Source organism: Microbacterium sp. (assembly GCF_017305435.1).
In the GTDB taxonomy this organism is placed as follows: domain Bacteria; phylum Actinomycetota; class Actinomycetes; order Actinomycetales; family Microbacteriaceae; genus Microbacterium.
In genome coordinates this window covers 89,237-110,758 of record NZ_JAFKIP010000004.1, presented here as the reverse complement: position 1 = coordinate 110,758, position 21,522 = coordinate 89,237, and the positions used below count along the sequence as shown (strand labels likewise).

Sequence of the window (21,522 nt, the reverse complement as noted above, 5' to 3'; positions counted from 1 at the left end):
GTCAGACCCCGAGGGTGCGCGCGAGCTTCGAGTCGGATACTGCGGGCCGCGCGCCGGCGCGATACGCGATCTCCGCGGCGGCGGCGAGCAGCGCGGCGCGGTCGGCCCGCCCGGACGGCGCCGCGGGGCCGAGCTCGAACTCCCACTCGCGCCACCGGGTCTCGACTCCACGGAGCTCATCGAGGGCCGTGACGTGGTCGTCGACGAATTCTGCGATGACGGAGCCCGCGGCATCCCGCAGCAGGGCGGCATGGCGGTCGTTGCGGATCCGGGCGATCCGCCGGAGCGCTCCCGGCTCCCCCGCCGTGGGCGCGATGGGCGTCACGGCACGGACCAGCTCGTCGGGCGGCGTGCCTGCGTCACCGAGGGGCCAGTGCTGCTCGAGGCGCGCGCCGTCGGCATCCTTCGGACCCTTGATGTGCCAGCCTTCGTCCGGCCCGCCGGTGCGACGCCGCACGGCATAGCCCGCGCGGCCGAGCGTCAGCCCGTCGACGTCGAAGTACTGCGCGTCGAGCTCGCGTCGTTCGGGCGGATCGACGAACGCGACGCCGTCCAGACCCGCCCACGAGGGCACGTGCGTCTCCGCGTCGACGTCGAAGGTCAGCTCGATCTCGAGCGACCGGGTCGGCTCATCCGGCGCCGATGCCGGAGTCACTCGTCGCGGCCGTCGACGTCCGGGTTGATGTCATCCTCGGCCTCGACGAAGTGGAAGTCGCTCGAGGTGGGACCGTCGCCCTCGCCGGTGTGCTCCGGCGAGCCGGCGCGCTCGTAGACGACCTGCGTCTCGCTGTACGGCAGGATCAGCGAATCCTGCGTCGCGTCGTCGAGGGGAAGGACCTGTCCGTCGAGCGGACCGCCGTGAAGTCGTGCGAGTGCCATGTCGAACCTCCTGTGCTGAACGTCTCCAGCCTAGCCCGGCCGGTTCATCCGGCCGGGTGCATCGCCGCGTCAGTGCGTGGGGAAGCCGAGGCTGATCTGGCTCCCGCTCGCGTCGGGCCAGCGCGTCGTGACGACCTTACGGCGCGTGTAGAAGGTGAACGCCTCCGGCCCGTACATGTGCGTGTCGCCGAAGAGCGAGTCCTTCCAGCCGCCGAACGAGAACGCCCCGATCGGCACCGGGATCGGCACGTTGACGCCGACCATGCCGACTTCGATGTCGAACTCGAACTGACGCGCGGTCTTCCCGTCGCGGGTGAACACAGCAGTGCCGTTCGCGTAGCGGTTGCCGTTGATGAGGGCGACCGCCTCGTCGTACGACGGGGCGCGGACGACCGACAGCACGGGACCGAAGATCTCCTCGTCGTACACGCGCATGCCCGGGGTCACGTGGTCCACGAGCGAGGGTCCGATGAAGAACCCGCCCGTCGGCACGTCGAGCTCGCGACCGTCGACGACGACGCGGGCGCCCTCGGCGTCGGCGCCCGCGATGAAGCCGGTGACCCGATCGAGCGCCTCGCGCGTGATGAGCGGGCCCATCTCGACGCCGGGCGCGGTGCCGTCGCCGACCGTGACCCGCGGCATCCGCTCGGCGATCTTCGCGATCAGCTCGTCGGCGACCTCGCCGACGGCGACGACGACGGAGACCGCCATGCAGCGTTCGCCCGCCGATCCATAGCCGGCCGAGATCGCGGCATCCGCCGCCGCGTCGAGGTCGGCGTCGGGCATCACGATCATGTGGTTCTTCGCGCCTCCCAGCGCCTGCACACGCTTGCCGTTCTCGGCGGCGCGCGCGTAGATGTGCCTCGCGATCGGCGTCGAGCCCACGAAGGACACGGCGCGGATGACGGGGTCGTCGAGGATCGCGTCGACGGCCTCCTTGTCGCCGTGCACGACGTTCAGGATGCCGGCGGGCAGCCCCGCCTCGGCGAACGCGCCGGCGATCCAGTTCGCCGCCGAGGGGTCGCGTTCGCTCGGCTTCAGGATGACGGCGTTGCCGGCGGCGATCGCCGTCGTCACCATCCACAGCGGGACCATCGCCGGGAAGTTGAACGGGGTGATGCACGCGACGACCCCGACCGGCTGACGCACCTGGTGCACGTCGACGCCCGCGGCGACCTGCTCGGAGTACTCGCCCTTCAGGTGGTGCATGAGGCTCGTGCAGAACTCGACGTTCTCGAGCCCGCGCGTCACCTCGCCGAGGGCGTCCGGCACGGTCTTGCCGTGTTCGGCGGTGATGATGCGGGCGAGCTCCTCGGCACGGCTCGAGATGATCTCGCGCAGACGGAACATGATCTGCTGGCGCTTGCCGAGCCCCACTTCGCGCCACGCGCGCTGTGCGTCCTGGGCGATGCGTGCGGCGTCGTGGACGAGCGCAGCGGACGCCAGGGCGACCTCGCCGGTCTGCGCGCCCGTCGCGGGGTTGAAGACGGCCCCGGTGCGTCCGTCGGCCTCGATTCGGGCGCCGCCGATGACGTGCGGGATCGCGATCCGCGTGGTCGCGGGTGTGTCGATCGTGGTGCTCATGAGCGGGTTCCTTCGAAAGTGCGGTCGAGAGACGGGTCGTAGCCGCGGAGCGTGCCATCGGGCGAGGCGAGCTTCGCGACGAGCGTGCAGTCCTTGCCGCCGAGTCCTTCGGCGACGAGGTCGTCGAGCTGAGAGAGGGCGAGGCGTGCGGCGGGAAGATGGACGCCCGTGGTGTCTCCGGCCTGCACCGCGAGGCCGCAGTCCTTGCGCGCGAGGTCGACGGAGAACGTGGCGTCGAAGTTGTCGTTCGCCGCGGCGGATTCGAGCACGCCCGGCACGGGATACCAGGTGCGGACGGGCCAGGAGTCCCCCGACGAGACGCGCGCGACCTCCCAGAACGTCTTCGCGTCGAGGCCGAGCTGCTCGGCGAGCTGCGACCCCTCGGACATCGCCATGACGCCGATGAAGAGCATCATGTTGTTGACGAGCTTCGCGGCGATGCCGGCTCCGGCGTCACCGCACGCGATGACGTTCCGCGCCATCGGGGCGACGAACGCACGCGCCCGCTCGATGTCGTCCTCGCGGCCGCCGAGCATGAACGTCAGCGTCCCCGCCTCGGCCCCCGCCGTCCCGCCCGAGATCGGAGCGTCGACGAAGGTGAGCCCCCGCTCGTCCGCCTGGGTGTGGCACCAGCGCGAGGTGTCGACGTCGACCGTGGACGTGTCCATGAGGAGCGTCGTGACCTCCGCGTGCGCGAGGATGCCGTCCGCTCCCCCGTACGCGGCACGGACGTGCTCGGGCTTGGGCAGCGAGGTGACGCAGGCGTCGGCGCCCTTGAGCGCTTCGGCGACGGTCCCGACGACGTGGATGCCGCGGGCTTCCGCCGCGGTCGCCGTGACCGGGTTGATCTCGACACCGCGGACGGTGTGTCCGGCGGAGACGAGATGGGCCGCCATGGGCGCTCCCATCCGGCCGAGTCCGATGAAGGCGATGGTCGACATGCTCAAGGCTCCCTGCGTCGTCGAAGGTGCGGTTCGTGGCCACTGTACGCACGGGCATCCATGCCTATCAATGCACAGGGCGGAGGCAAACTTGCACCGACGCTGTGCACTGGTGCACACTCTTCGCATGCATCCGAGCTCTCCCGAACCGCCGCTCGATGCGCTCATGACGTTCCTCGCGGTCGCACGGCTGGGCCGCTACACCGCCGCCGCGGAGGTGCTGGGCGTCAACCACTCCACGGTGTCTCGCCGCATCGCCGCATTGGAGGCGGCGATGGGCGGGCGCGTGCTCGTGCGGACGACTGGCGGGTGGGAGGTGACGACGCTCGGGCGCCGGGCGGTCGGTATCGCGGAGCGGATCGAGGGGTCGCTGCGCGAGCTCGTCGAGGGCGAGGGGGCCGACGCCGTCCACGGCATGGTCCGCGTCTCGGCGCCGGATGCCTTCACCGCCGCCTTCCTCGCTCCCGCGATGACCCTCCTGCGGCGTGCGCACCCCACCCTGGCGATCGAACTGCTGTCGGCGACACAGCGGGTGCGGCAGAACCGCTCCGGCGTCGACCTCGAGATCGTCGTGGGCCGGCCCCAGGTGCTGCGCGCTTACGCGACGCCCGTGTGCGCGTACGCGCTGCGGCTCTACGCGTCGCCCGCCTACCTCGCCGCGCACGGCACGCCCGCGAGCATGGCCGAGCTGTCGGGGCATCCCCTCGTCTACTACGTGGAGAGCTCGCTGCAGGTCGACGAGCTCGACCGCGCCCTGCAGGAACTTCCCGACTCCCCGCCCTCGCTGCGCTCGACGAGCGTCTTCGCGCACGTCGAGGCGACCGCCGCCGGCGCGGGGATCGGTCTGCTTCCGGACTTCCTCGGCGACCGCGATGCCCGCCTCGAACGCGTGCTCGAGCGCGCCTACGCGCACCCGCTCGCCTACTGGGCCGTCGCGCGCGACGAGGGGCCGCGCAACCCCGCGGTCGCGGCGACCCTCGAGGCGATGACCGCGTACATCCAGAGCGTGCAGGAGGCATCCGCATGAAGCCGTTCCTGCTGCTCGCCACGCGAGCCGAGGACCTGCCCGCCGACGAGGAGTACGCGCTCTTCCTGCGTTACACGGGGTTGTCCGAGGCCCAGCTCGTTCGCCGGCGCCTGGAGGCCGAGCCGCTGGGCGACATCGACCTGGACGACTGGTCGGGGATCTTCGTCGGCGGCGGGCCGTTCAACGCCTCGGACCCGCCCGAGCGCAAGTCCGCCGTGCAGCACCGTGTCGAGCAGGAGATCTCGGTGCTGCTCGATGAGGTCATCGCGCGGGACTTCCCCTTCTTCGGCGCGTGCTACGGCATCGGCACGGTCGGTGCGCACGAGGGCGCCCTCATCGACGGCACGCATCGAGAGCCGATCAGCGTCGTCGAGGTGACCCGAACCGCCGCCGGCGCCGCCGATCCCCTCCTCGCCGGGCTCCCCGACACGTTCGCGGCGTTCGTCGGCCACAAGGAGGCCATTACCGTGCTGCCGTCGTCTGCGACGCTGCTCGTCCGCGGGACGGCGTGCCCCGTGCAGATGTTCCGCGTCGGCAGGAACGTCTACGCGACGCAGTTCCACCCGGAGTGCGACGTCGAGGGCATCTCCACCCGGATCCGCGCGTACGCGGACTACGGGTACTTCGCCGCCGGCGAACTCGACCTCACCCTCGCCGCCGTGCGACGCCTGCCGGTGACGCACACGGGGGGCATCCTCCGGGCGTTCGCCGAGCGCTACGCCCGCTGAGGTGCCTCATCGACCCCGCGTCAGATGACGGGCGGGGTGTGCCAGATGCGTTCGATGTAGTCGCGCATCGACCGGTCCGAGGAGAAGAATCCGCAGCGGGCGACGTTGAGGATCGCGGAGCGCGTCCAGGCGTCCTGATCCGCGTACGCCGCGTCCACCCGCGCCTGCGCCTCGATGTACGAGGAGTAGTCGGCGAGCACCATGAACCGGTCGTCGTAGAGCAGGTTCGACACGATCGGCTCGAACACGGTCTTGTCGCCGCCCGAGAACGCCCCCGACGCGATGAGGTCCATCGCGCGGCGCAGGTTGTCGTCGGCCTGGTAGAACTCCGCCGGCTTGTAGCCGCGGGCCCACAGGGCCTCCACCTCGGGTTCGCTCTGCCCGAAGAGGAAGAAGTTGTCGTCTCCGACGAGCTCGCGGATCTCGACGTTGGCGCCGTCGTCGGTGCCGATGGTGAGCGCGCCGTTGAGCGCGAACTTCATGTTGCCGGTTCCGGAGGCTTCCTTCCCGGCGAGCGAGATCTGCTCCGACAGGTCGGCCGCCGGGATCAGGCGCTCCGCGAGCGTGACGTTGTAGTTCGGCGGGAAGAGCACCTTCAGCCGCCCCTCGACGCGCGCGTCGGCGTTGACGACCTCTCCGACCGCGTTGATGAGGTGGATGATGCGCTTGGCCATGACGTAGCCCGGTGCGGCCTTCGCGCCGAAGACGAACGTACGCGGCACGATGTCGGATGCCGCGACGCGACCCGAGGCGATGGACTCGTACTCCGTGACGATGTGCAGGAGCTTCAACATCTGCCGCTTGTACTCGTGGAGGCGCTTGACCATGACGTCGAGCATGTGGCCGTCGCTGATCTCGACGCCGTCGCGCGCGCGCAGCGCGTCGCCGAGGCGACGCTTGTTCTCCGCCTTCACGGCCGCGAACGCGCTCCGGAACTGCGGGTCCTCGGCGTAGGTCTCGAGCTCGCGCAGGCGCTCCAGGTCGGTGACCCAGCCGGTGCCGATCGCCTCGGTGATGAGAGCGGAGAGGCCCGGGTTGGCAAGGCGCACGAACCGTCGCGGCGTGACGCCGTTCGTGACGTTCGTGAACTTGCCCGGGTAGAACGCGTTGAAGTCGGGCAGGACCTTCTCGCGCAGGAGCTGGGAGTGCAGCTCCGCGACGCCGTTGACCTTGGCACCGGCGACGGTCGCGAGGTACGCCATGCGCACGGAGCGGTCGGGGAACTCGCTGATGATCGACATGTTGCGGATGCGCATCTCGTCGTCGCCGAAGCGCTCCCGCACCTCGGCGAGGAACTCCTCGTTGATGCGGTAGATGATCTCGAGGTGCCGCGGCAGCAGGCGCCCCAGGAGGTCGACCGACCACACTTCGAGCGCCTCGGGCAGGAGGGTGTGGCACGTGTACGCGAAGCACTGCTGGGTGATGGCCCAGGCATCCGCCCACTCCAGCCGCTGCTCGTCGACGAGGACGCGCATGAGCTCCGGCACGCCGATGACGGGGTGGGTGTCGTTGAGCTGGAAGATGATGCGATCGGGCAGCTTGTGCAGATCGAAGTCCTCCGGCAGCGACGCGAGGAAGTCGCCGATGGATGCCGCGACGAAGAAGTACTGCTGCTGCAGGCGCAGCTCCTTGCCCTGGGGGGTGGAGTCCTCGGGGTAGAGCACCTTGGAGATGTTCTCGGCGAACGTCTGCGCGCGCACCGCCTCCTCGTAGTCGCCGGAGTTGAAGACGCGCAGGTCGAACGAGTTCGTCGCCTTCGCGCTCCACAGCCGCAGCGTGTTGACGCGGCCGTTCAGATACCCGGGGACCATGTAGTTGTACGGCACTGCGAGGACGTTCCAGCCCGGCACCCAGCGCGTGCGTTCCGTGCCCTCGTCGTCGTAGGTCTCGGTGTGGCCGCCGAAGGAGATCGTGCGGGCCGCCTCGGGGTGCGGGAACTCCCACGGCGAGCCGAGCTCGAGCCACGAGTCCGGCTGCTCGACCTGCTGACCGCCCTCGAAGGTCTGGCGGAAGATGCCGTACTCGTACCGGATGCCGTAGCCGGTGTTCGGGACGCCGAGGGTCGCGAGCGAGTCGATGAAGCACGCGGCGAGGCGGCCGAGGCCCCCGTTGCCGAGGCCCGGCTCGACTTCGTGCGCGCGGAGGTCGTCGATGTCGATGCCGCACGCGGCCATCGCCTCGGCCCCGATGTCGGACAGACCCGTCGCGAGGAGGTTGTTGTCCAGCTGGCGGCCGAGCAGGTACTCCGCCGAGAGATACGCGACGCCCTTCGCCTGCGCCTCGCGCTGCCGCTTCTGGTCCTCCAGCCACCGCGCCATGAGGTAGTCGCGCACCGTCATCGCGAACGCGAAGTAACGGTCGTTCGACGTGGATGCCGACAGCGCGACCCCGCGCTCGTAGTTGAGGTTGCGCAGGAATTGGCGCACGAAGCCGTCGACCGAGCTCGCAGGCCCCGTGACGGGAGCGAGGGCGAGCGGATGCGTCGCGCCGAGCGGGTGCGCGGATTCGTGCGTGAAGTCAGAAGCGGTCACGTAGAAGAACGTACACACTGCGCCGGGCCGCGAAGAGCCATCCCAGCCGGGAGAACGAGAGAATTTACACGAGTGTCACGACGGCGTCGCCTGGGATTCCCGCGCCGACGCCCGCTCCTGCGCGAGTGCGGTGCGCGCGGCGGCGAGGTCGGCGGCGGCCCGTGCGACGGCATCCTCGGCCTGCTGGACGCGGCGCTGCACGAACGTCGACGCGCCGAAGCGCTCGCGTACGCGGTCCTCCCCCTCGCGCACGAGGGTGTAGACGTACGCGGTCGAGATGAGGATCACCTGCGCGGACAGATTGATCCACAGCAGGAGCGCGATGAGGGCGGCGAAGGATGCCAGGAGAGGATTCGACTTCGCTCCGCCGACGAACAGCCCCGACAACTGCTGCAGCACGGTGAGACCGACGGCGCCGAGCAGCGCGCCGCTCCACAGCGCCCGCGCCGGCGCCCGGATGCCTGAGAGTACGCGGAACAGCACGGCGATCGCGACGGCATCCAGCGCGAAGGTCACGGCGATCGCGAGCAGGCGCCCGCCCCACGCGATCGCCGGGTCGTGCTCGTTCGCGCCGAACCACCCGGCGACGATCCCGAGTCCGGCGGTGCCGAGCATCGTCGCGGCGGCCGAGGCCAGCAGCGCTCCCCCGGCGCCGACGGCGAGCGCGAGATTGCGGAGCATCACGAGCCAGAACGGGACGTCGTCGGTCGTCCGATCGCACACGACGCGGATGGCCGAGCGCAGCGACCCGATCGCTCCGATCGCCGCGCCGACGAGACCGATCGCGGCGATCGCCCCCGCGATCGACAGCCCGGCGGGTGCCTGGATGTCGTCCGGGTTGATCAGTCCGCCCGACCCGACGAGGCCCGGAACAGCGGCGTCGACCGCGCGGACGAGCGCGGCCCAGGCCTCCTGGTTGCCGGCGAGCCAGAGCGCGGCGATCGAGAAGCCGAGGAGGACGGCCGCGAAGATCGAGAACAGTGCCCGGTAGGTGACGCTGTCGGCGAGCATCGCGCCGCGTCTCTCGCTGTAGCGCAGGAACGCGCGCACGGGGGTCAGCGAGAGGGCCCGGGCGATGATGCGCGTGACGTCCATGTCGCCCAGGATATGTGCGGCGCCGTGTCTGGCACGGGGTCTTGACAGCGGCGGCAGCAACGCTGACGGGGCGCCCCGGCGTCAGCCGAGCGCTGCGGCGCCGGTGGCGAGCAGACCCGCCCATGCGCCCGCGAGGAGGAACGGCCCGAAGGCGACGGCGGTGTGCCGCGTCGCCTTCCCGCGCAGCAGCAGCACCGCCGCCGCGACCCCGCCGAAGACGAACGCCGCGAGGGTTCCGACGGCGAGCGCCGGCCAACCGGCGAACCCCAGCACCATCCCGATCACGCCGGCGAGCTTGACGTCTCCGCCGCCCAGGGTCCCGCGCCCGACCGCACGAACCAGCCAGAAGAAGCCGAACAGGAGGCCTCCACCCGCCGCCGCGCGCCCGAAGGCCGACCACGACCCTCCCGCGAGGCACGCGGACGCGAACAGGGCACCGAGAACGGGATACGCCGGCAGAACGATGGCGTTCGGGAGGCGGTGCGTCGCGGCGTCGATCTCACCGAGGAGCAGGCTGATCGCCGCGAAGTACAGATAGGCCACGGCCACGATCACCGTGGGGACGATCGCGCCGCCCGCGCTCGCCGGAGCCGGCGGACGCGTCGCGACGAAGGCGACGACGCCGAGGAATGCGGCTGCCGTCGCCGCCGCGAACGGCAGCCCGTCGACGGGAGCGTTCGTCGCCACACCGGCGAACCGGGCACGCACGCCGGCCAGCCGCCAGCCGAGGACGGCGCCGACGGCGGTCACAGCGGCGAACGACAGCATCAACAGGGGCGACGGCACGAGCGCTCCTTTCCGGACGGTGGTCCGCGAGGCGGGTCGCGGCGACCCCACGGTAGTGCGCTGCGGCATCCCGCGCCGGAACTGTCCACAGGCACGCGGTTCGCAGGCCGGGCACCCACAGGCGCGACGACACAGCCCGACGACCACAGGCCCGACGACCGCAGGCCCGACGACCGCAGATCAGCCGTCGGCGATCTCGAGCCGCACCGAGACGGTTCTATCGAGCGCAAGACCCTCGGCATCCCGCACGGCGCGTTTGAGCGGCAGGATGTACGCGCCGGCGGCGGAGTCAGGGAAGATCGACGTCGTCCACGACGAGCCGCCGATCCGAGCTTGCACTCTGACGGCGCCGAAATCACGCCGCATTCGCGGGATCTCCCCGATCTGCGCGCTCAGGTCGCCCGGCAGCGCGACGAAGAACCAGTCCTCGACACGCGCTTCCCAGCGGAACACCGTCCCCTCGAACTCGACGCGCACAGGGACAACCTAGCGTCGCTCGGCCCGGGACCGCGCCGCTACGGGCTGATCAGCACGGGGGTTCCGGCGGGCAGCTGGGCGAGCCGGTCGGTCGCCGCGCCGTCGAGGTAGATGCAGCCGAAGGAGTTCGGCCCCGACCTCTCGTGATAATAGTGAAAGGCGGTCACCGCCACCTCTCCCCCGTCGAATCCGGCGAGCGTCGGCGACTGCACACCGAGGTAGACGAGGGGATGCCCCTGCGTGTAGGCGAACTCGGGCACGACGCGCGTCAGCATGATGAAGGTGCGTCCGATGGGCGTCGGCGTGCTGTCCTTCCCCCACGCGAAGTCGTTCGCGACACGCTCGTACCCGTTCGCGCTGACGATGTCGATCGTGTGCGCGGCGAGATGCACCTCGACGTACGACGTCGCGAGGGAGAACTCCACGTCTGCGGCTCGCAGCCAGCCGGCCGCCTGAGCGGCGCTGCCCTCCGGCGGCCGTCCCTGACGGCCCGAGAGCAGGACCTTCACCCAGTGCGTGTCGTGCACGACGACCGGGACGACGGTACCGCCGTACGCGGCGTCCCGCGGAAGATACCCAATCGGCGCGCCCGTGGGGTCGGCGAAGACCGGCGCGATCGTGAGCGGCCGGGCGAGCTCGCCGGTGAGCGGTCCGAACGGATCGTCGTCGACGGGGAGCGCCGGGTTCACGGTCCAGACGTCGATCTGCGGGAGCGCTGCGACGTCGTACGCCACCGCGTTCGCCGCCGGGCCCGTGTCGCTCACGGCGAGCGGGGCGGGGTTCGCCGCAGTCGACGGGGCGGATGCCGCGACATCGCTCACGCCGCGCCGGCCGCCGCTCGGCTCCGCCTCGTGCGCCGGTGCCACCGCTGCGCCGACGGAAAGGGCCGCCCCGCCCACGACGGCGAGCGCCGTGATGATCCACGGCGCTCGGGGATGGCGGGTGCGGGCGGGCACGGTTCCATGGTCGGCGATCGGGGCCGAGCCGACAAGTCGGTGCGGGGTCGCACCCGACCGGGTCGCGGCGAAGGGGGCCGGGTATGCTCCCCCGGCCCCCTTCGGGTACCTCCGCCGAACCGTCGGGCTCAGGCGGTGGTCTTCGCGCGGCGCGCGGCCTTGGCGGTCTTCACCGTGCCGGTGACGACGTCGCTCTCGGCATGCGCGCCCCTGCGGGCCGCGCGCACCTCGTCGAACGATGTGCCGTAGTACGCCGCCTCCATGAGGGTCTCCATGTCGGCGATCATCGGCATGCGCGGGTTGGCCGGGGCGCACTGGTCGCCGTACGCGGCCATCGCGAGGTCGTGCAGGCCCGCGATGAACGCGGTCTCGTCGACGCCCTGCTCGCGGAACGAGCGCTCGATGCCGACCCTGTCACGCAGCTCCTCGACCGCGCGGGCGTAGCTCTCGACGCCCTCTTCGGGAGTCGACGCCGGCAGGCCCAGGTGCTTCGCGATCTCCTGGAACCGCTCGGGAGCCACGTAGCGCTCGTACTTCGGCCAGCTCGTGAGCTTGGTCGGCACCTGGCCGTTGTAGCGGATCACGTGCGGCAGGTAGATCGCGTTCGTGCGTCCGTGCACCAGGTGATAGGTCGCGCCGGTGACGTGCGCCATCGCGTGCACGATCCCGAGGAACGCGTTGCCGAACGCCATGCCCGAGATGGATGCCGCGTTGTGCATCTTCTCGCGGGCCTTGATGTCGGCGGCATCCGTCGAGTTCGGCTGCGCGTTAGCGCTCCGCTCGATGTTCTCGAACACCAGCTTGATCGCGTGCAGGGCGAGCCCGTCCGTGTAGTCGTTGGCGTACACCGAGACGAATGCCTCGGTGGCGTGCGTCAGCGCATCGAAGCCGGCGTCGGCGACGAGGAACTTGGGCAGTGCGGCGGTCAGGACGGGGTCGATGATCGCGACCGACGGGGTCAGCGCGTAGTCGGCCAGCGGGTACTTCATGCCCGTCTCGTCGTCGGTGATCACGGCGAACGGGGTCATCTCGGAGCCGGTGCCCGACGTGGTCGGGATGCACACGAGCTTCGCGAGCGCGCCGAGCTCCGGGAACTTGAACGCGCGCTTGCGCACGTCGAAGAACTTCTCGCGCATGTCCGAGAACTCCACCTCCGGGTGCTCGTACAGCAGCCACATGACCTTCGCGGCATCCATCGGCGATCCGCCGCCGAGCGCGATGATCGTGTCGGGCTGGAACTGGCGCATCTGCTCGGCGCCGGCCTTGACGCTCGAGAGCTTCGGCTCGGGCTGGACGGTGTCGATGATCTGCAGGTGCACGCGACCGGGACGGCGGTTCAGCACGTCGATCACCTTGTCGACGAAGCCCATGCGGGTCATGCCGCCGTCGGTGACGATCGTGACGCGCTCGATCCCCTTCATGTCGACGAGGTACTTGATCGCGTTCGGCTCGAAGTAGGTCTTCGCCGGGATCTTGAACCACTGCAGATTGTTGTTCCGCCGACCGACACGCTTCACGTTCAAGAGGTTCACCGCCGAGACGTTGTTGGAGACCGAGTTGTGCCCGTAGGAGCCGCAGCCGAGTGTGAGGCTCGGCATGAAGGCGTTGTAGATGTCGCCGATGCCACCGAGCGCCGAGGGGCTGTTCTCGATGATCCGGACGGCCTTGACGGCCTCCGCGAAATCGGCGATGACCTGCTGATCGTTCGAGTGGATGGCACCGGAGTGGCCGAGGCCGTCGAAGTCGACCATCTGGCGCGCGAGGTCGATGCCCTCGGCGGGAGTCGCGGCGCGCAGGACCGCGAGGACCGGGGCGAGCTTCTCGCGCGTCAGCGGCTCGTGCGGGCCGACGCCGGTGACATCGGCGAGGATGATCGACGTGTCCTCCGGCACGGTGAAGCCCGCGTGCTCGGCGATCCACTGGGGGCTCTGGCCCACGACGGCGGGGTTGAGCTTCGCGCCGGCGCAGTTCTCGCTGTTCGCGCTGACACCGAAGATGAACTCCTCGAGCATGCGCTTCTCGTCGGGCGTGACGGTGTACGCGTGCAGGCGGGCGAACTCGCTGAGCGCCTCGGCGGCGATCGGCTCGTCGAGGATGACGGCCTGCTCACTCGCGCACACCATGCCCATGTCGAACGACTTCGACAGGACGATGTCGTTGACGGCGCGCCCCACATTGGCGGTGCGCTCGATGAAGGCGGGCACGTTACCCGCGCCGACCCCGAGAGCGGGCTTGCCGCAGGAGTAGGCCGCGCGCACCATCGCGTTGCCGCCGGTCGCGAGGATGAGCGCGACGCCCGGGTGGTTCATGAGGGCGCCGGATGCCTCCATCGAGGGCTCCTCGATCCACTGGATGCAGTTCGCGGGAGCGCCCGCGGCGACCGCCGCATCACGCACGATCTTCGCCGCGGCGACGGAGCACTTCTGCGCGGACGGGTGGAATCCGAAGACGATGGGGTTGCGGGTCTTCAGTGCGATGAGCGACTTGAAGATCGCGGTCGAGGTCGGGTTGGTCACCGGTGTGAGCCCGCAGATGACGCCCACGGGATCGGCGATCTCGGTGATGCCGGTGATCTCGTCGTACGAGATGACCCCGACCGTCTTCTGCTTGATGATCGAGTGCGTCACGTGTTCGCACGCGAACATGTTCTTCACGGCCTTGTCCTCGAAGAGGCCGCGGCCGGTCTCTTCGACGGCCATCGTGGCGAGGTCGCCGTGGTGGTGGAGGGCGGCGACCGACGCCTTGCGGACGATGTGGTCGACCTGCTCCTGGGTGAATGACGCGTACTCTGCGAGCGCTTCTTGTGCGCCTTCGACCAGAGCATCGATCGAGGTGGACATGGGGTTCTCCTACCCGGCGCGGACACGGCGTCCGCGTCATCGCTTTCCGGGTCCGAGCCGTCTCGGGCCTGTCTTGGTCTCAGTATGACACATGTGGTCTGACCACACAACATCCGCAATGAGGGCAGGGAGGATGCCGCCGCGATAGGCTCCCGGCATGCGCACCGCCGCCCCCGACGAGACCGCCCGACGGCAGCGTCGCCGCGCACATCGACGGCGTGTCTGGATGGGCGTGCTCGCCGCCGCGCTGACCGTCGCGGCGGGCTTCGTCGCGGTCGGCGAAGCCCGGCTCGTGGGCGACGCCGTCGAACGGGCCGGCCTCGCCGCCTTCTACACCGTGCCCGCCGATGCCGTCGCCGGGGAGCCCGGCACGATCATCCGCAGCGAAGAACTCGTCGGCGTGCCCTTCGACGCCCGTGCATGGCGCGTCATGTACCGCACGACCGATGTGCACGGCGACGCCGTCGTGTCCACGGGAATCGTCGTCAGCCCGCTCGGCCCCGCGCCCGCCGGGGGACGAACGGTGCTGTCGTGGGGGCATCCGACGACCGGCACGGCGGCCGATTGCGCCCCGTCGCGCGGCTTCGACCCGTACGCGCTCATCGAAGGGATGCGCCTCCTGCTCGCCCGCGGCTACACGATCGCCGCGACCGACTACGTCGGGATGGGCACCGACGGACCCGCGAGCCCCGACTCCTACCTCGTCGGCACGACGGGCGGGAACGCCGTCCTCGATGCGGTGCGCGCCGCGCAGCATCTGGCGGCCGCGCACGCGTCGGATCGCGTCGTGCTGTGGGGGCACTCGCAAGGCGGCCAGGCCGTGCTGTTCGCTGCCGAGCGCGCACCGCAGTACGCACCCGAGCTGCAGATCGAGGCCGTCGCGGTCGCGGCGCCCGCCGCCGACCTGACGACGCTCCTGAGCGACCACATCAGCGACATCTCCGGCATCACGATCGGGTCGTACACCTTCGCGGCGTATGCGGGCGTCTACGCCGATCGCGGCGCGGAGCTGAGCGGAATCCTGACCGCCCAGGCGCAGAAGCTACTGCCGGAGATGAACGAGCTGTGCCTGCTCTCGAACATCTCCCGTCTGCACGAGATCGGAGATCCGCTGCTCGGGCACTTCGTGACCGCCGACCCGGCGAGCGTCGAGCCGTGGCGGAGCCTCCTCGCGGAGAACTCCGCGGGCGCGTCGGCCTTCGCGGCACCACTGTTCGTCGCGCAGGGCCTCGACGACGCCCTCGTCGTCCCCTCGGCGACCGCGCAGTTCGTCGCGACGGAGCGCGCCCACGGGATGGATGTCGAGTTCCATGAGATCCGCGGGGCCGACCACGGCACGATCGCCTACGCGGCGCTGCCCGCCCTCCTCGCCTTCCTCGACGCGCACCGCGTCTGACGGTGACCACTTCCGAGAGCTTCCGACAACTGGAGGATCACATGACCGATGTCGACACGATCGTCGTGGGCGCGGGGATCGCGGGGCTCACCGCCGCCCGGCTCCTGCAGAGCGCTGGACAGCGGGTCGTCGTGCTCGAAGCGCGGGGCCGCATCGGGGGGCGTGTCTGGAGCGACCGCTCGGACGGGCACGTGACCGACCGCGGTGCCTCGTGGATCCACGGCATCACCGACAGTCCGGTGCACGCCGCGGCGACCGCGTTCGGCATGCCGATGGTCGAGTTCACGGTGGGCGGCTACCAGCCCGACAGCCGCCCGATCGCGCACTTCTCCCCCGCCGGCATCCGCCTGACCGACGCGGAGGCGGCGCGCTACGTCGCCGACATCCACGCGGTGGATGCCGCACTGCGGCACGCGATCGCGGCATCCGCCCGCGACGCGTCCTACCGCGACGTCACCGAGGTCGCACTCGCCGAGGTCGCCCGGGCTCAGGCCTGGGACGGCGAGCGCGCCCAGCGCGTGCGCGAATACCTCGAGCACCGGAGTGAAGAGCAGTACGGCGCGTGGATCGAGGAACTCGCCGCGCACGGTCTCGATGACGACCAGGTCGACGGGGACGAGGTCGTGTTCCCCGAGGGCTACGACGCTCTCGCGACGGGACTCGCCGACGGGAGCGGAGCGGGGCTCGACGTGCGGCTGGGCGCCGTCGTCTCGCGCGTGTCCTGGGGAGGCGGCGTGTCGGTGACGACTCCCGACGGTACCCTGACGGCGGATGCCGCCGTCGTCACCGTGCCGGTCGGTGTGCTGCAGTCGAGCGGGTTTGAGATCTCGCCGCCGCTGCCGCCCGACGTCGCCGGGCCGCTGTCGCGACTGCGGATGAACGCGTTCGAGAAGGTGTTCCTGCGCTTCGACGAGCGCTTCTGGGACGAGGGCGTCTACGCGGTGCGACAGCAGGGCGCCGAGGGCCGCCAGTGGCACTCCTGGTACGACCTCAGCGGTCTCGGCGGCACACCGACGCTCCTGACCTTCGCCGCGGGGCCCGCCGCGCAGGAGACCCGGGAGTGGTCGGATGCCGAGGTCACAGCCTCCGTCATGGTGCAGCTGCGCCGCCTGTACGGCGACGACATCCCCGAACCGGTCGCCGTCGTCCGCACCGACTGGCAGAACGACCCGTTCGCCGGGCACGGTTCCTACGCCTACATGACACTCGGGTCGGACACGTCCGATCACGACGCGCTCGCGACGCCGATCGGCGGTGTGCTGCATCTCGCCGGCGAGGCCACCTGGACGGACGACCCCGCGACCGTCACCGCCGCCCTGTGCTCGGGCCACCGTGCCGCGGAGAACGTCCTCGGCCACGCGGTGCCGATCGAACGCGCCTGGCAGGGTTAGCGCACGCGGCTACCGAACGCGCAGCCGTTCGGGCGCGATGCCCAGTAGCCCCGCAACGGCGCGCCGCACGAGCCCGCGGCGGTCGGGCTGGCCGTCCCACCGGACGAGCGAGTGCGCATTGAGCCCGTCGATGATCGCGAGCAGGTGCCACGCGATCGCGTCGGCGTCGCCGCGCGCGAACACCCCGGCATCCATCCCGCGTTCGACCTCGGCGGCGAGCATCCGCTGCCAGTCGTCCATCTCGGCCCGCACCCGCGCGGCAAGAGTCTCGGCGCGGGCGCCGAGGCCCCACGCCTGCACCCAGACGAGCGTGACGTCGGTGCGCGAGCCGTCGAGGAGCGTGTCCAGCAGGAGGTCGATGCGCCCCGCCGCATCGTCGACGGCGGCGATCAGGGCGGCGACCTCAGCGAGCTCCGCGCTCACGAGGGCGCCGAAGGCGTCGGCGACGAGCGTCTCCATGCCGTCGGTGTAGTGCGCGACGAGCCCGGGCGCGACGCCCACGCGGCTCGCGACAGCGCGGAGGGTCACGGCATCCAACCCCTGCTCGAGCGCGATCTCGCGCGCCGCCGCGGCGAGTTCCGACCGCCTCTGGTCGGGGGTCTTCCGCACACGGCGGGCAGTTGACGTCTCGCTCATGGCTCGCTACGCTCCCAGTTGTTGATCGCTTGATCAATACGGTACCGCAGATTCCGGACGACCCGCCACAGCGGCACAGGAGATCCCCATGACCTGGCGCATGCCCGCCGAGACCACTCCCCACGAGCGCATCTGGATGGCGTTCCCCGTCGAAGGCGCGACCCTCGGCGACACCGACGCGCTGCGCGAGGAGGGCTACGCGGCCTGGACGGCCGTCGCCGCCGCCGTCGCCGCGCACACCCCGGTGACGATGCTCGTCGACCCGAGCGAGACCGCCCGAGCGACGCGGATGCTCCCCGGTGAGATCGAGATCGTCGAGGCGCCGGTCGACGAGTACTGGATGCGCGACCACGGCCCCACCTTCGTCATCGACGACGAGACGGGTCGCCTCGGCGCCGTCGACTGGATCTTCAACGGCTGGGGCGCGCCCGAGTGGGCGCAGTGGCAGCGCTCCGCCGCGCACGCGCGGCTCATCGCCGATGCCGTCGGAGCCGAGATCGTGCCGTCGCTCCTCGTGAACGAAGGCGGTGGCATCCACGTCGACGGCGAGGGCACTGTGCTCCTCACCGAGACCGTGCAGCTCGATCCGCGCCGGAACCCCTTCGCCGACCGCGCCCGCGTCGAAGCCGAGATGGCCCGCACGCTCGGCGCGACGACGGCGATCTGGCTGCCGCGCGGCCTCACCCGCGACTACGACGAGTTCGGCACGAGCGGACACGTCGACATCGTCGCGACCCTCGCTGCGCCCGGGCGCCTGCTGCTGCACGATCAGCGCGACCCCGGCCACCCCGACCATGCGGTCACGCGGGAGCTCCGCGCACTGCTCGCCACGCAGACGGATGCCGCCGGCCGGCGCCTCGAGGTCATCGACCTGCCCGCTCCGGCGACGCTCCGCGACGACGACGGCTTCGTCGACTGGAGCTACGTCAACCACCTCGTCACGAACGACGCCGTCATCGCGTGCGGCTTCGGCGAGCCGGCGGCGGATGCCGAGGCCGCCGATATCCTCGCCGGCGCATACCCTGGGCGCGAGGTCGTGACAGTCGACGCGCGCCCGATCTTCGCGCGCGGCGGCGGCATCCACTGCATCACGCAGCAGCAGCCCCGTCTCGCCCCCGCGGGAGGTGCACGGTGATCGACGTCGTCGAGGCGACGATCGCCGACCTCCGCGACGCACTGGAGACCGGCCGCGCGACCGCCGCCGACCTCGTGCGGGCATATCTCGCGCGCATCGACGCGTACGACGGCCCCGGCACGGCGACCGCCCTCAACGCCGTCGTCGTGCGCAATCCCGACGCGCTCGCCGAGGCTGCCGCCTCCGACGAGCGCCGCGCCGCCGGTCGCGTGCTCGGCCCGCTCGACGGCATCCCGTACACGGCGAAGGACTCCTACCTCGTCCGCGGGCTCACGGCGGCGGCGGGCTCCCCCGCGTTCGCCGACCTCGTCGCGCAGCGCGACGCGTTCACGATCGAGCGCCTGCGTGCCGGCGGGGCGATCTGCCTGGGCCTCACGAACATGCCGCCGATGGCCAACGGCGGCATGCAGCGCGGCGTCTACGGCCGCGCCGAGAGCCCGTACAGCGCGGACCACCTCACGGCCCCGTTCGGGTCGGGCTCGTCCAACGGATCGGGCACGGCCACCGCGGCGAGCTTCGCGGCCTTCGGCCTCGGCGAGGAGACGTGGTCGAGCGGTCGGGGCCCGGCCTCGAACAACGCGCTCTGCGCCTACACCCCCTCGCGCGGGGTGATCTCGACGCGCGGAAACTGGCCCCTCGTGCCCACGATGGACGTCGTCGTACCGCACACGCGGACCATGGCGGACCTCCTGGAAGTCCTCGACGTCGTGGTCGCGGCGGACCCCGAGACTCGCGGCGACTTCTGGCGCGCGCAGCCCTGGATCGCGCTTCCGGATGCCGCCCTCGACCGGCCCGCGTCGTACCCGGCGCTGGCGGGCGGCGCGAGCGTGCGCGGCACGCGCCTCGGCATCCCCCGCATGTACGTCAACGCCGACGATGCCCCGGACGGCGTCGGGATCGGCGGCCCGACCGGGCGACGCATCCGTACACGGGCGAGCATCGTCGCGCTGTGGGAGCGGGCGCGCGCCGAGCTCGAGGCGGCCGGAGCGGAGGTCATCGAGGCCGACTTCCCGGTCGTCTCCCGCTATGAGGGCGACCGGCCGGACGCACCCACGATCGCGACCCGCGGTCTCGTCTCACCGGAGTACCTGCGGCGCGAGATCGTCGACCTGTCGGCGTGGGCCTGGGAGGACTTCCTCGCCGCGAACGGAGACCCCGCGTTCCGCACGCTCACCGGCGTCGACGGCGCGCGCATCTTCCCGCAGCCCGAGGGCGCGCTGCCCGACCGATACACCGGCTTCGAGGACGACATCGCCGACTACCCCGAGTGGGTGCGCACGCACCCCGATGCCGATCCGTGGCGGTCGATGCCCGAGCTCCCCGAGGGGCTCCGCGGCCTCGAGGAGACCCGCCGCATCGACCTCGAGACGTGGATGGACGACATGGGGCTCGACGCCGTCGTCTTCCCCGCGGTCGCCGACGTCGGCGAGGCGGACATGGATGTCGACGAAGGATCGGCAGAGCGCGGGTGGCGCAACGGGGTGTGGGTCGCGAACGGCAACCTCGCGATCCGCCACCTCGGCATCCCGACCGTGACGGTGCCGCTCGGGACGATGGCCGACATCGGGATGCCCGTGGGCCTCACGTTCGCGGGGCGCGCCTACGACGACCCGGCGCTCCTCGCCCTCGGCGCCGCGTTCGAGGCGCTCTCCCCGCGCCGCGAGGCCCCGCCGCGAACGCCGGCACTGATCGACGCGAACGCCGAGACCACGACCGAGGAGAGTGCACGATGACCGGCCCGAACGAGACGAGTATGCACGAGGTCACCGACGAGACCCGCGCGATCGTGGACCTGGTCCTCAGCTATTCGCGCGCGCGGCTGCTGTCCGAGGACACGCCGCTCGACAAGCCGCTGCCACCGGCCGAGCTCAGCCGCCTCGCGGGGCGCACGATCGACGAGCACGGCATCGGCGCCACCAAGGCGCTCGGCATCTTCGAGCACGTCCTCGCGCCCGCCTGCATCACGACCGACGACCCCCGCTACCTCTCGTTCATCCCGAGCGCGCCGACGAAGGCCGCGGCTGCGTTCGACCTCGTCGTCTCGGCGAGCGCGCTGTACGGCGGATCCTGGCTCGAGGGCGCGGGCGCCGTGCACGCCGAGAACGAGGTGCTGCGCTGGCTCGCTGCCGAGTTCGGGCTGCCGGCCGGCGCCGGCGGGGTGTTCGTGCAGGGCGGGACCCTCGGGAACCTCTCCGCGCTCGTCGCGGCCCGCGAGGCGGCACGAGACCGGCTGGATGCCGCGGGCACGAGCCGGCCCGACCGCTGGCGGGTCGTGTGCAGCGTCGAAGCGCACTCGTCGATCGCGTCGGCGGCACGGGTCATGGACGTGGAGGTCGTCGGCGTGCCGGTCGGGGAGGACGGCACCCTCCGCGGCGATGCGGTGCGGGCAGCCCTCGACGAGCACGGTGACAGCGTGTTCGCCGTGGTCGCGACCGCCGGCTCGACCAACTTCGGCATCGTCGACGACATCGCGAGCATCGCCGACGCCGTGGCGGGCACCGGTGCATGGCTGCACGTCGACGGCGCCTACGGCCTGGCCGCGATGCTGTCGCCCGCATCGCGGCACCGCTTCGCGGGCGTCGAACGCGCCGACTCGCTCGTCGTCGACCCGCACAAGTGGCTGTTCGCCCCGTTCGACGCGTGCGCCCTGATCTACCGCGACCCCGACCTCGGCCGCCGCGCGCACACGCAGCATGCCGAGTACCTCGACACGCTCACCGAGACGAGCGACTGGAGCCCGTCGGACTTCGCGGCGCACCTCACGCGCCGCCCGCGTGGGCTGCCTCTGTGGTTCTCGCTCGCGACGTACGGGGCCGCCGTCTACCGCGACGCCATCGCGGGCGCCGTCGAGCTGGCCGAGCGCATCGCGGACGAGATCGAGCGCCGCGACGAGTTCGCGCTCGTGCGGCGCCCGCAGCTCGGCGTCGTCGTGTTCGAGCGCGTCGGGTGGCACAAGGCCGACTACGACCGGTGGTCGGCGCGGCTGCTCGACGAGCAGCACGCGTTCGTGACGCCCTCGAGCCACGCCGGCCGCACGAACGCCCGCTTCGCGATCCTCAACCCGCGCACGACCTACGACGATCTCGTCGGGATCCTCGGGACCATGCGCTGAGACGCGCG

At 71.2% G+C, this 21,522-nt stretch carries 18 protein-coding genes; 7 read left to right on the top strand and 11 right to left on the bottom strand.

What is annotated here, in order from left to right:
- Position 1: 1 nt before the first annotated feature.
- The 4 genes from J0I43_RS06650 to J0I43_RS06635 all read right to left on the bottom strand — a co-directional run bounded on the left by J0I43_RS06650 (position 2) and on the right by J0I43_RS06635 (position 3,404).
- Positions 2–655 (bottom strand): CYTH domain-containing protein, encoded by a 654-nt coding sequence (locus tag J0I43_RS06650; protein ID WP_292860926.1) that lies wholly within the window; start codon positions 653–655, stop codon positions 2–4.
- Positions 652–879, bottom strand: coding sequence for a response regulator (locus tag J0I43_RS06645; RefSeq protein ID WP_292860923.1), 228 nt, complete (start codon positions 877–879; stop codon positions 652–654). Before J0I43_RS06645 ends, J0I43_RS06650 begins: the two co-directional genes overlap by 4 nt.
- A 69-nt stretch (positions 880–948) precedes the next feature.
- On the bottom strand, positions 949–2,463 hold the full coding sequence (locus J0I43_RS06640; RefSeq protein ID WP_292860920.1) for a CoA-acylating methylmalonate-semialdehyde dehydrogenase: 1,515 nt from the start codon (positions 2,461–2,463) through the stop codon (positions 949–951).
- Positions 2,460–3,404, bottom strand: a complete 945-nt coding sequence (locus tag J0I43_RS06635; protein WP_292860917.1) for an NAD(P)-binding domain-containing protein — start codon at positions 3,402–3,404, stop codon at positions 2,460–2,462. Before J0I43_RS06635 ends, J0I43_RS06640 begins: the two co-directional genes overlap by 4 nt.
- 166 nt (positions 3,405–3,570) lie before the next feature.
- Between J0I43_RS06635 and J0I43_RS06630 the strand changes: the two genes are divergently transcribed.
- Together J0I43_RS06630 and J0I43_RS06625 are read left to right on the top strand one after the other, a co-directional pair.
- Positions 3,571–4,431 carry a LysR family transcriptional regulator gene (locus J0I43_RS06630; protein WP_292861938.1) on the top strand — a complete coding sequence of 287 codons (861 nt, stop codon included), beginning with the start codon at positions 3,571–3,573 and terminating at the stop codon, positions 4,429–4,431.
- Positions 4,428–5,159, top strand: coding sequence for a glutamine amidotransferase (locus tag J0I43_RS06625; RefSeq protein WP_292860914.1), 732 nt, complete (start codon positions 4,428–4,430; stop codon positions 5,157–5,159). Before J0I43_RS06630 ends, J0I43_RS06625 begins: the two co-directional genes overlap by 4 nt.
- Before the next feature lie 20 nt (positions 5,160–5,179).
- Here the strand turns inward: J0I43_RS06625 and J0I43_RS06620 are convergent, their stop codons facing one another.
- The 6 genes from J0I43_RS06620 to adhE form a co-directional block, all read right to left on the bottom strand.
- A complete protein-coding gene (locus J0I43_RS06620; protein WP_292860911.1) occupies positions 5,180–7,690 on the bottom strand; it encodes a glycogen/starch/alpha-glucan phosphorylase in 2,511 nt (836 codons plus the stop codon).
- 75 nt (positions 7,691–7,765) lie between these two features.
- Positions 7,766–8,785, bottom strand: a complete 1,020-nt coding sequence (locus tag J0I43_RS06615) for a YihY/virulence factor BrkB family protein (RefSeq protein WP_292860908.1) — start codon at positions 8,783–8,785, stop codon at positions 7,766–7,768.
- A gap of 81 nt (positions 8,786–8,866) precedes the next feature.
- On the bottom strand, positions 8,867–9,571 hold the full coding sequence (locus J0I43_RS06610) for an A24 family peptidase (protein ID WP_292860905.1): 705 nt from the start codon (positions 9,569–9,571) through the stop codon (positions 8,867–8,869).
- 180 nt (positions 9,572–9,751) lie between these two features.
- Entirely contained in the window at positions 9,752–10,048 is a 297-nt protein-coding gene (locus J0I43_RS06605; protein ID WP_292860902.1) for a DUF1905 domain-containing protein, read from the bottom strand.
- Positions 10,049–10,086: 38 nt separating this feature from the next.
- A complete protein-coding gene (locus J0I43_RS06600) occupies positions 10,087–11,004 on the bottom strand; it encodes a hypothetical protein (RefSeq protein ID WP_292860899.1) in 918 nt (305 codons plus the stop codon).
- Positions 11,005–11,132: 128 nt separating this feature from the next.
- Positions 11,133–13,844 (bottom strand): bifunctional acetaldehyde-CoA/alcohol dehydrogenase, encoded by a 2,712-nt coding sequence (gene adhE, locus J0I43_RS06595; RefSeq protein ID WP_292860896.1) that lies wholly within the window; start codon positions 13,842–13,844, stop codon positions 11,133–11,135.
- Between the two features lie 157 nt (positions 13,845–14,001).
- Between adhE and J0I43_RS06590 the strand changes: the two genes are divergently transcribed.
- Both J0I43_RS06590 and J0I43_RS06585 read left to right on the top strand, forming a co-directional pair.
- Complete coding sequence (locus J0I43_RS06590) at positions 14,002–15,240, top strand: alpha/beta fold hydrolase (RefSeq protein WP_292860893.1); 1,239 nt, start codon at positions 14,002–14,004, stop codon at positions 15,238–15,240.
- A 41-nt stretch (positions 15,241–15,281) separates the two neighbouring features.
- Positions 15,282–16,631 carry an NAD(P)/FAD-dependent oxidoreductase gene (locus tag J0I43_RS06585; protein WP_292860890.1) on the top strand — a complete coding sequence of 450 codons (1,350 nt, stop codon included), beginning with the start codon at positions 15,282–15,284 and terminating at the stop codon, positions 16,629–16,631.
- Between the two features lie 9 nt (positions 16,632–16,640).
- Here J0I43_RS06585 and J0I43_RS06580 read toward each other — a convergent pair whose 3' ends face one another.
- Positions 16,641–17,267 (bottom strand): TetR family transcriptional regulator C-terminal domain-containing protein, encoded by a 627-nt coding sequence (locus J0I43_RS06580; RefSeq protein ID WP_292860887.1) that lies wholly within the window; start codon positions 17,265–17,267, stop codon positions 16,641–16,643.
- A gap of 88 nt (positions 17,268–17,355) precedes the next feature.
- Here J0I43_RS06580 and J0I43_RS06575 point away from each other — a divergent pair, with 88 nt between their 5' ends.
- Genes J0I43_RS06575 through J0I43_RS06565 form a run of 3 tightly spaced genes read left to right on the top strand, consistent with a single transcriptional unit; the run spans position 17,356 to position 21,514 of the window.
- Complete coding sequence (locus tag J0I43_RS06575) at positions 17,356–18,402, top strand: agmatine/peptidylarginine deiminase (protein ID WP_292860884.1); 1,047 nt, start codon at positions 17,356–17,358, stop codon at positions 18,400–18,402.
- Positions 18,399–20,135: an amidase gene (locus tag J0I43_RS06570; protein ID WP_292860881.1), complete on the top strand. Its 1,737-nt coding sequence runs from the start codon at positions 18,399–18,401 to the stop codon at positions 20,133–20,135. Before J0I43_RS06575 ends, J0I43_RS06570 begins: the two co-directional genes overlap by 4 nt.
- Positions 20,132–21,514, top strand: a complete 1,383-nt coding sequence (locus J0I43_RS06565; protein WP_292860879.1) for an aminotransferase class V-fold PLP-dependent enzyme — start codon at positions 20,132–20,134, stop codon at positions 21,512–21,514. The genes J0I43_RS06570 and J0I43_RS06565 overlap by 4 nt, the downstream gene beginning before the upstream one ends.
- Positions 21,515–21,522: the final 8 nt, after the last annotated feature.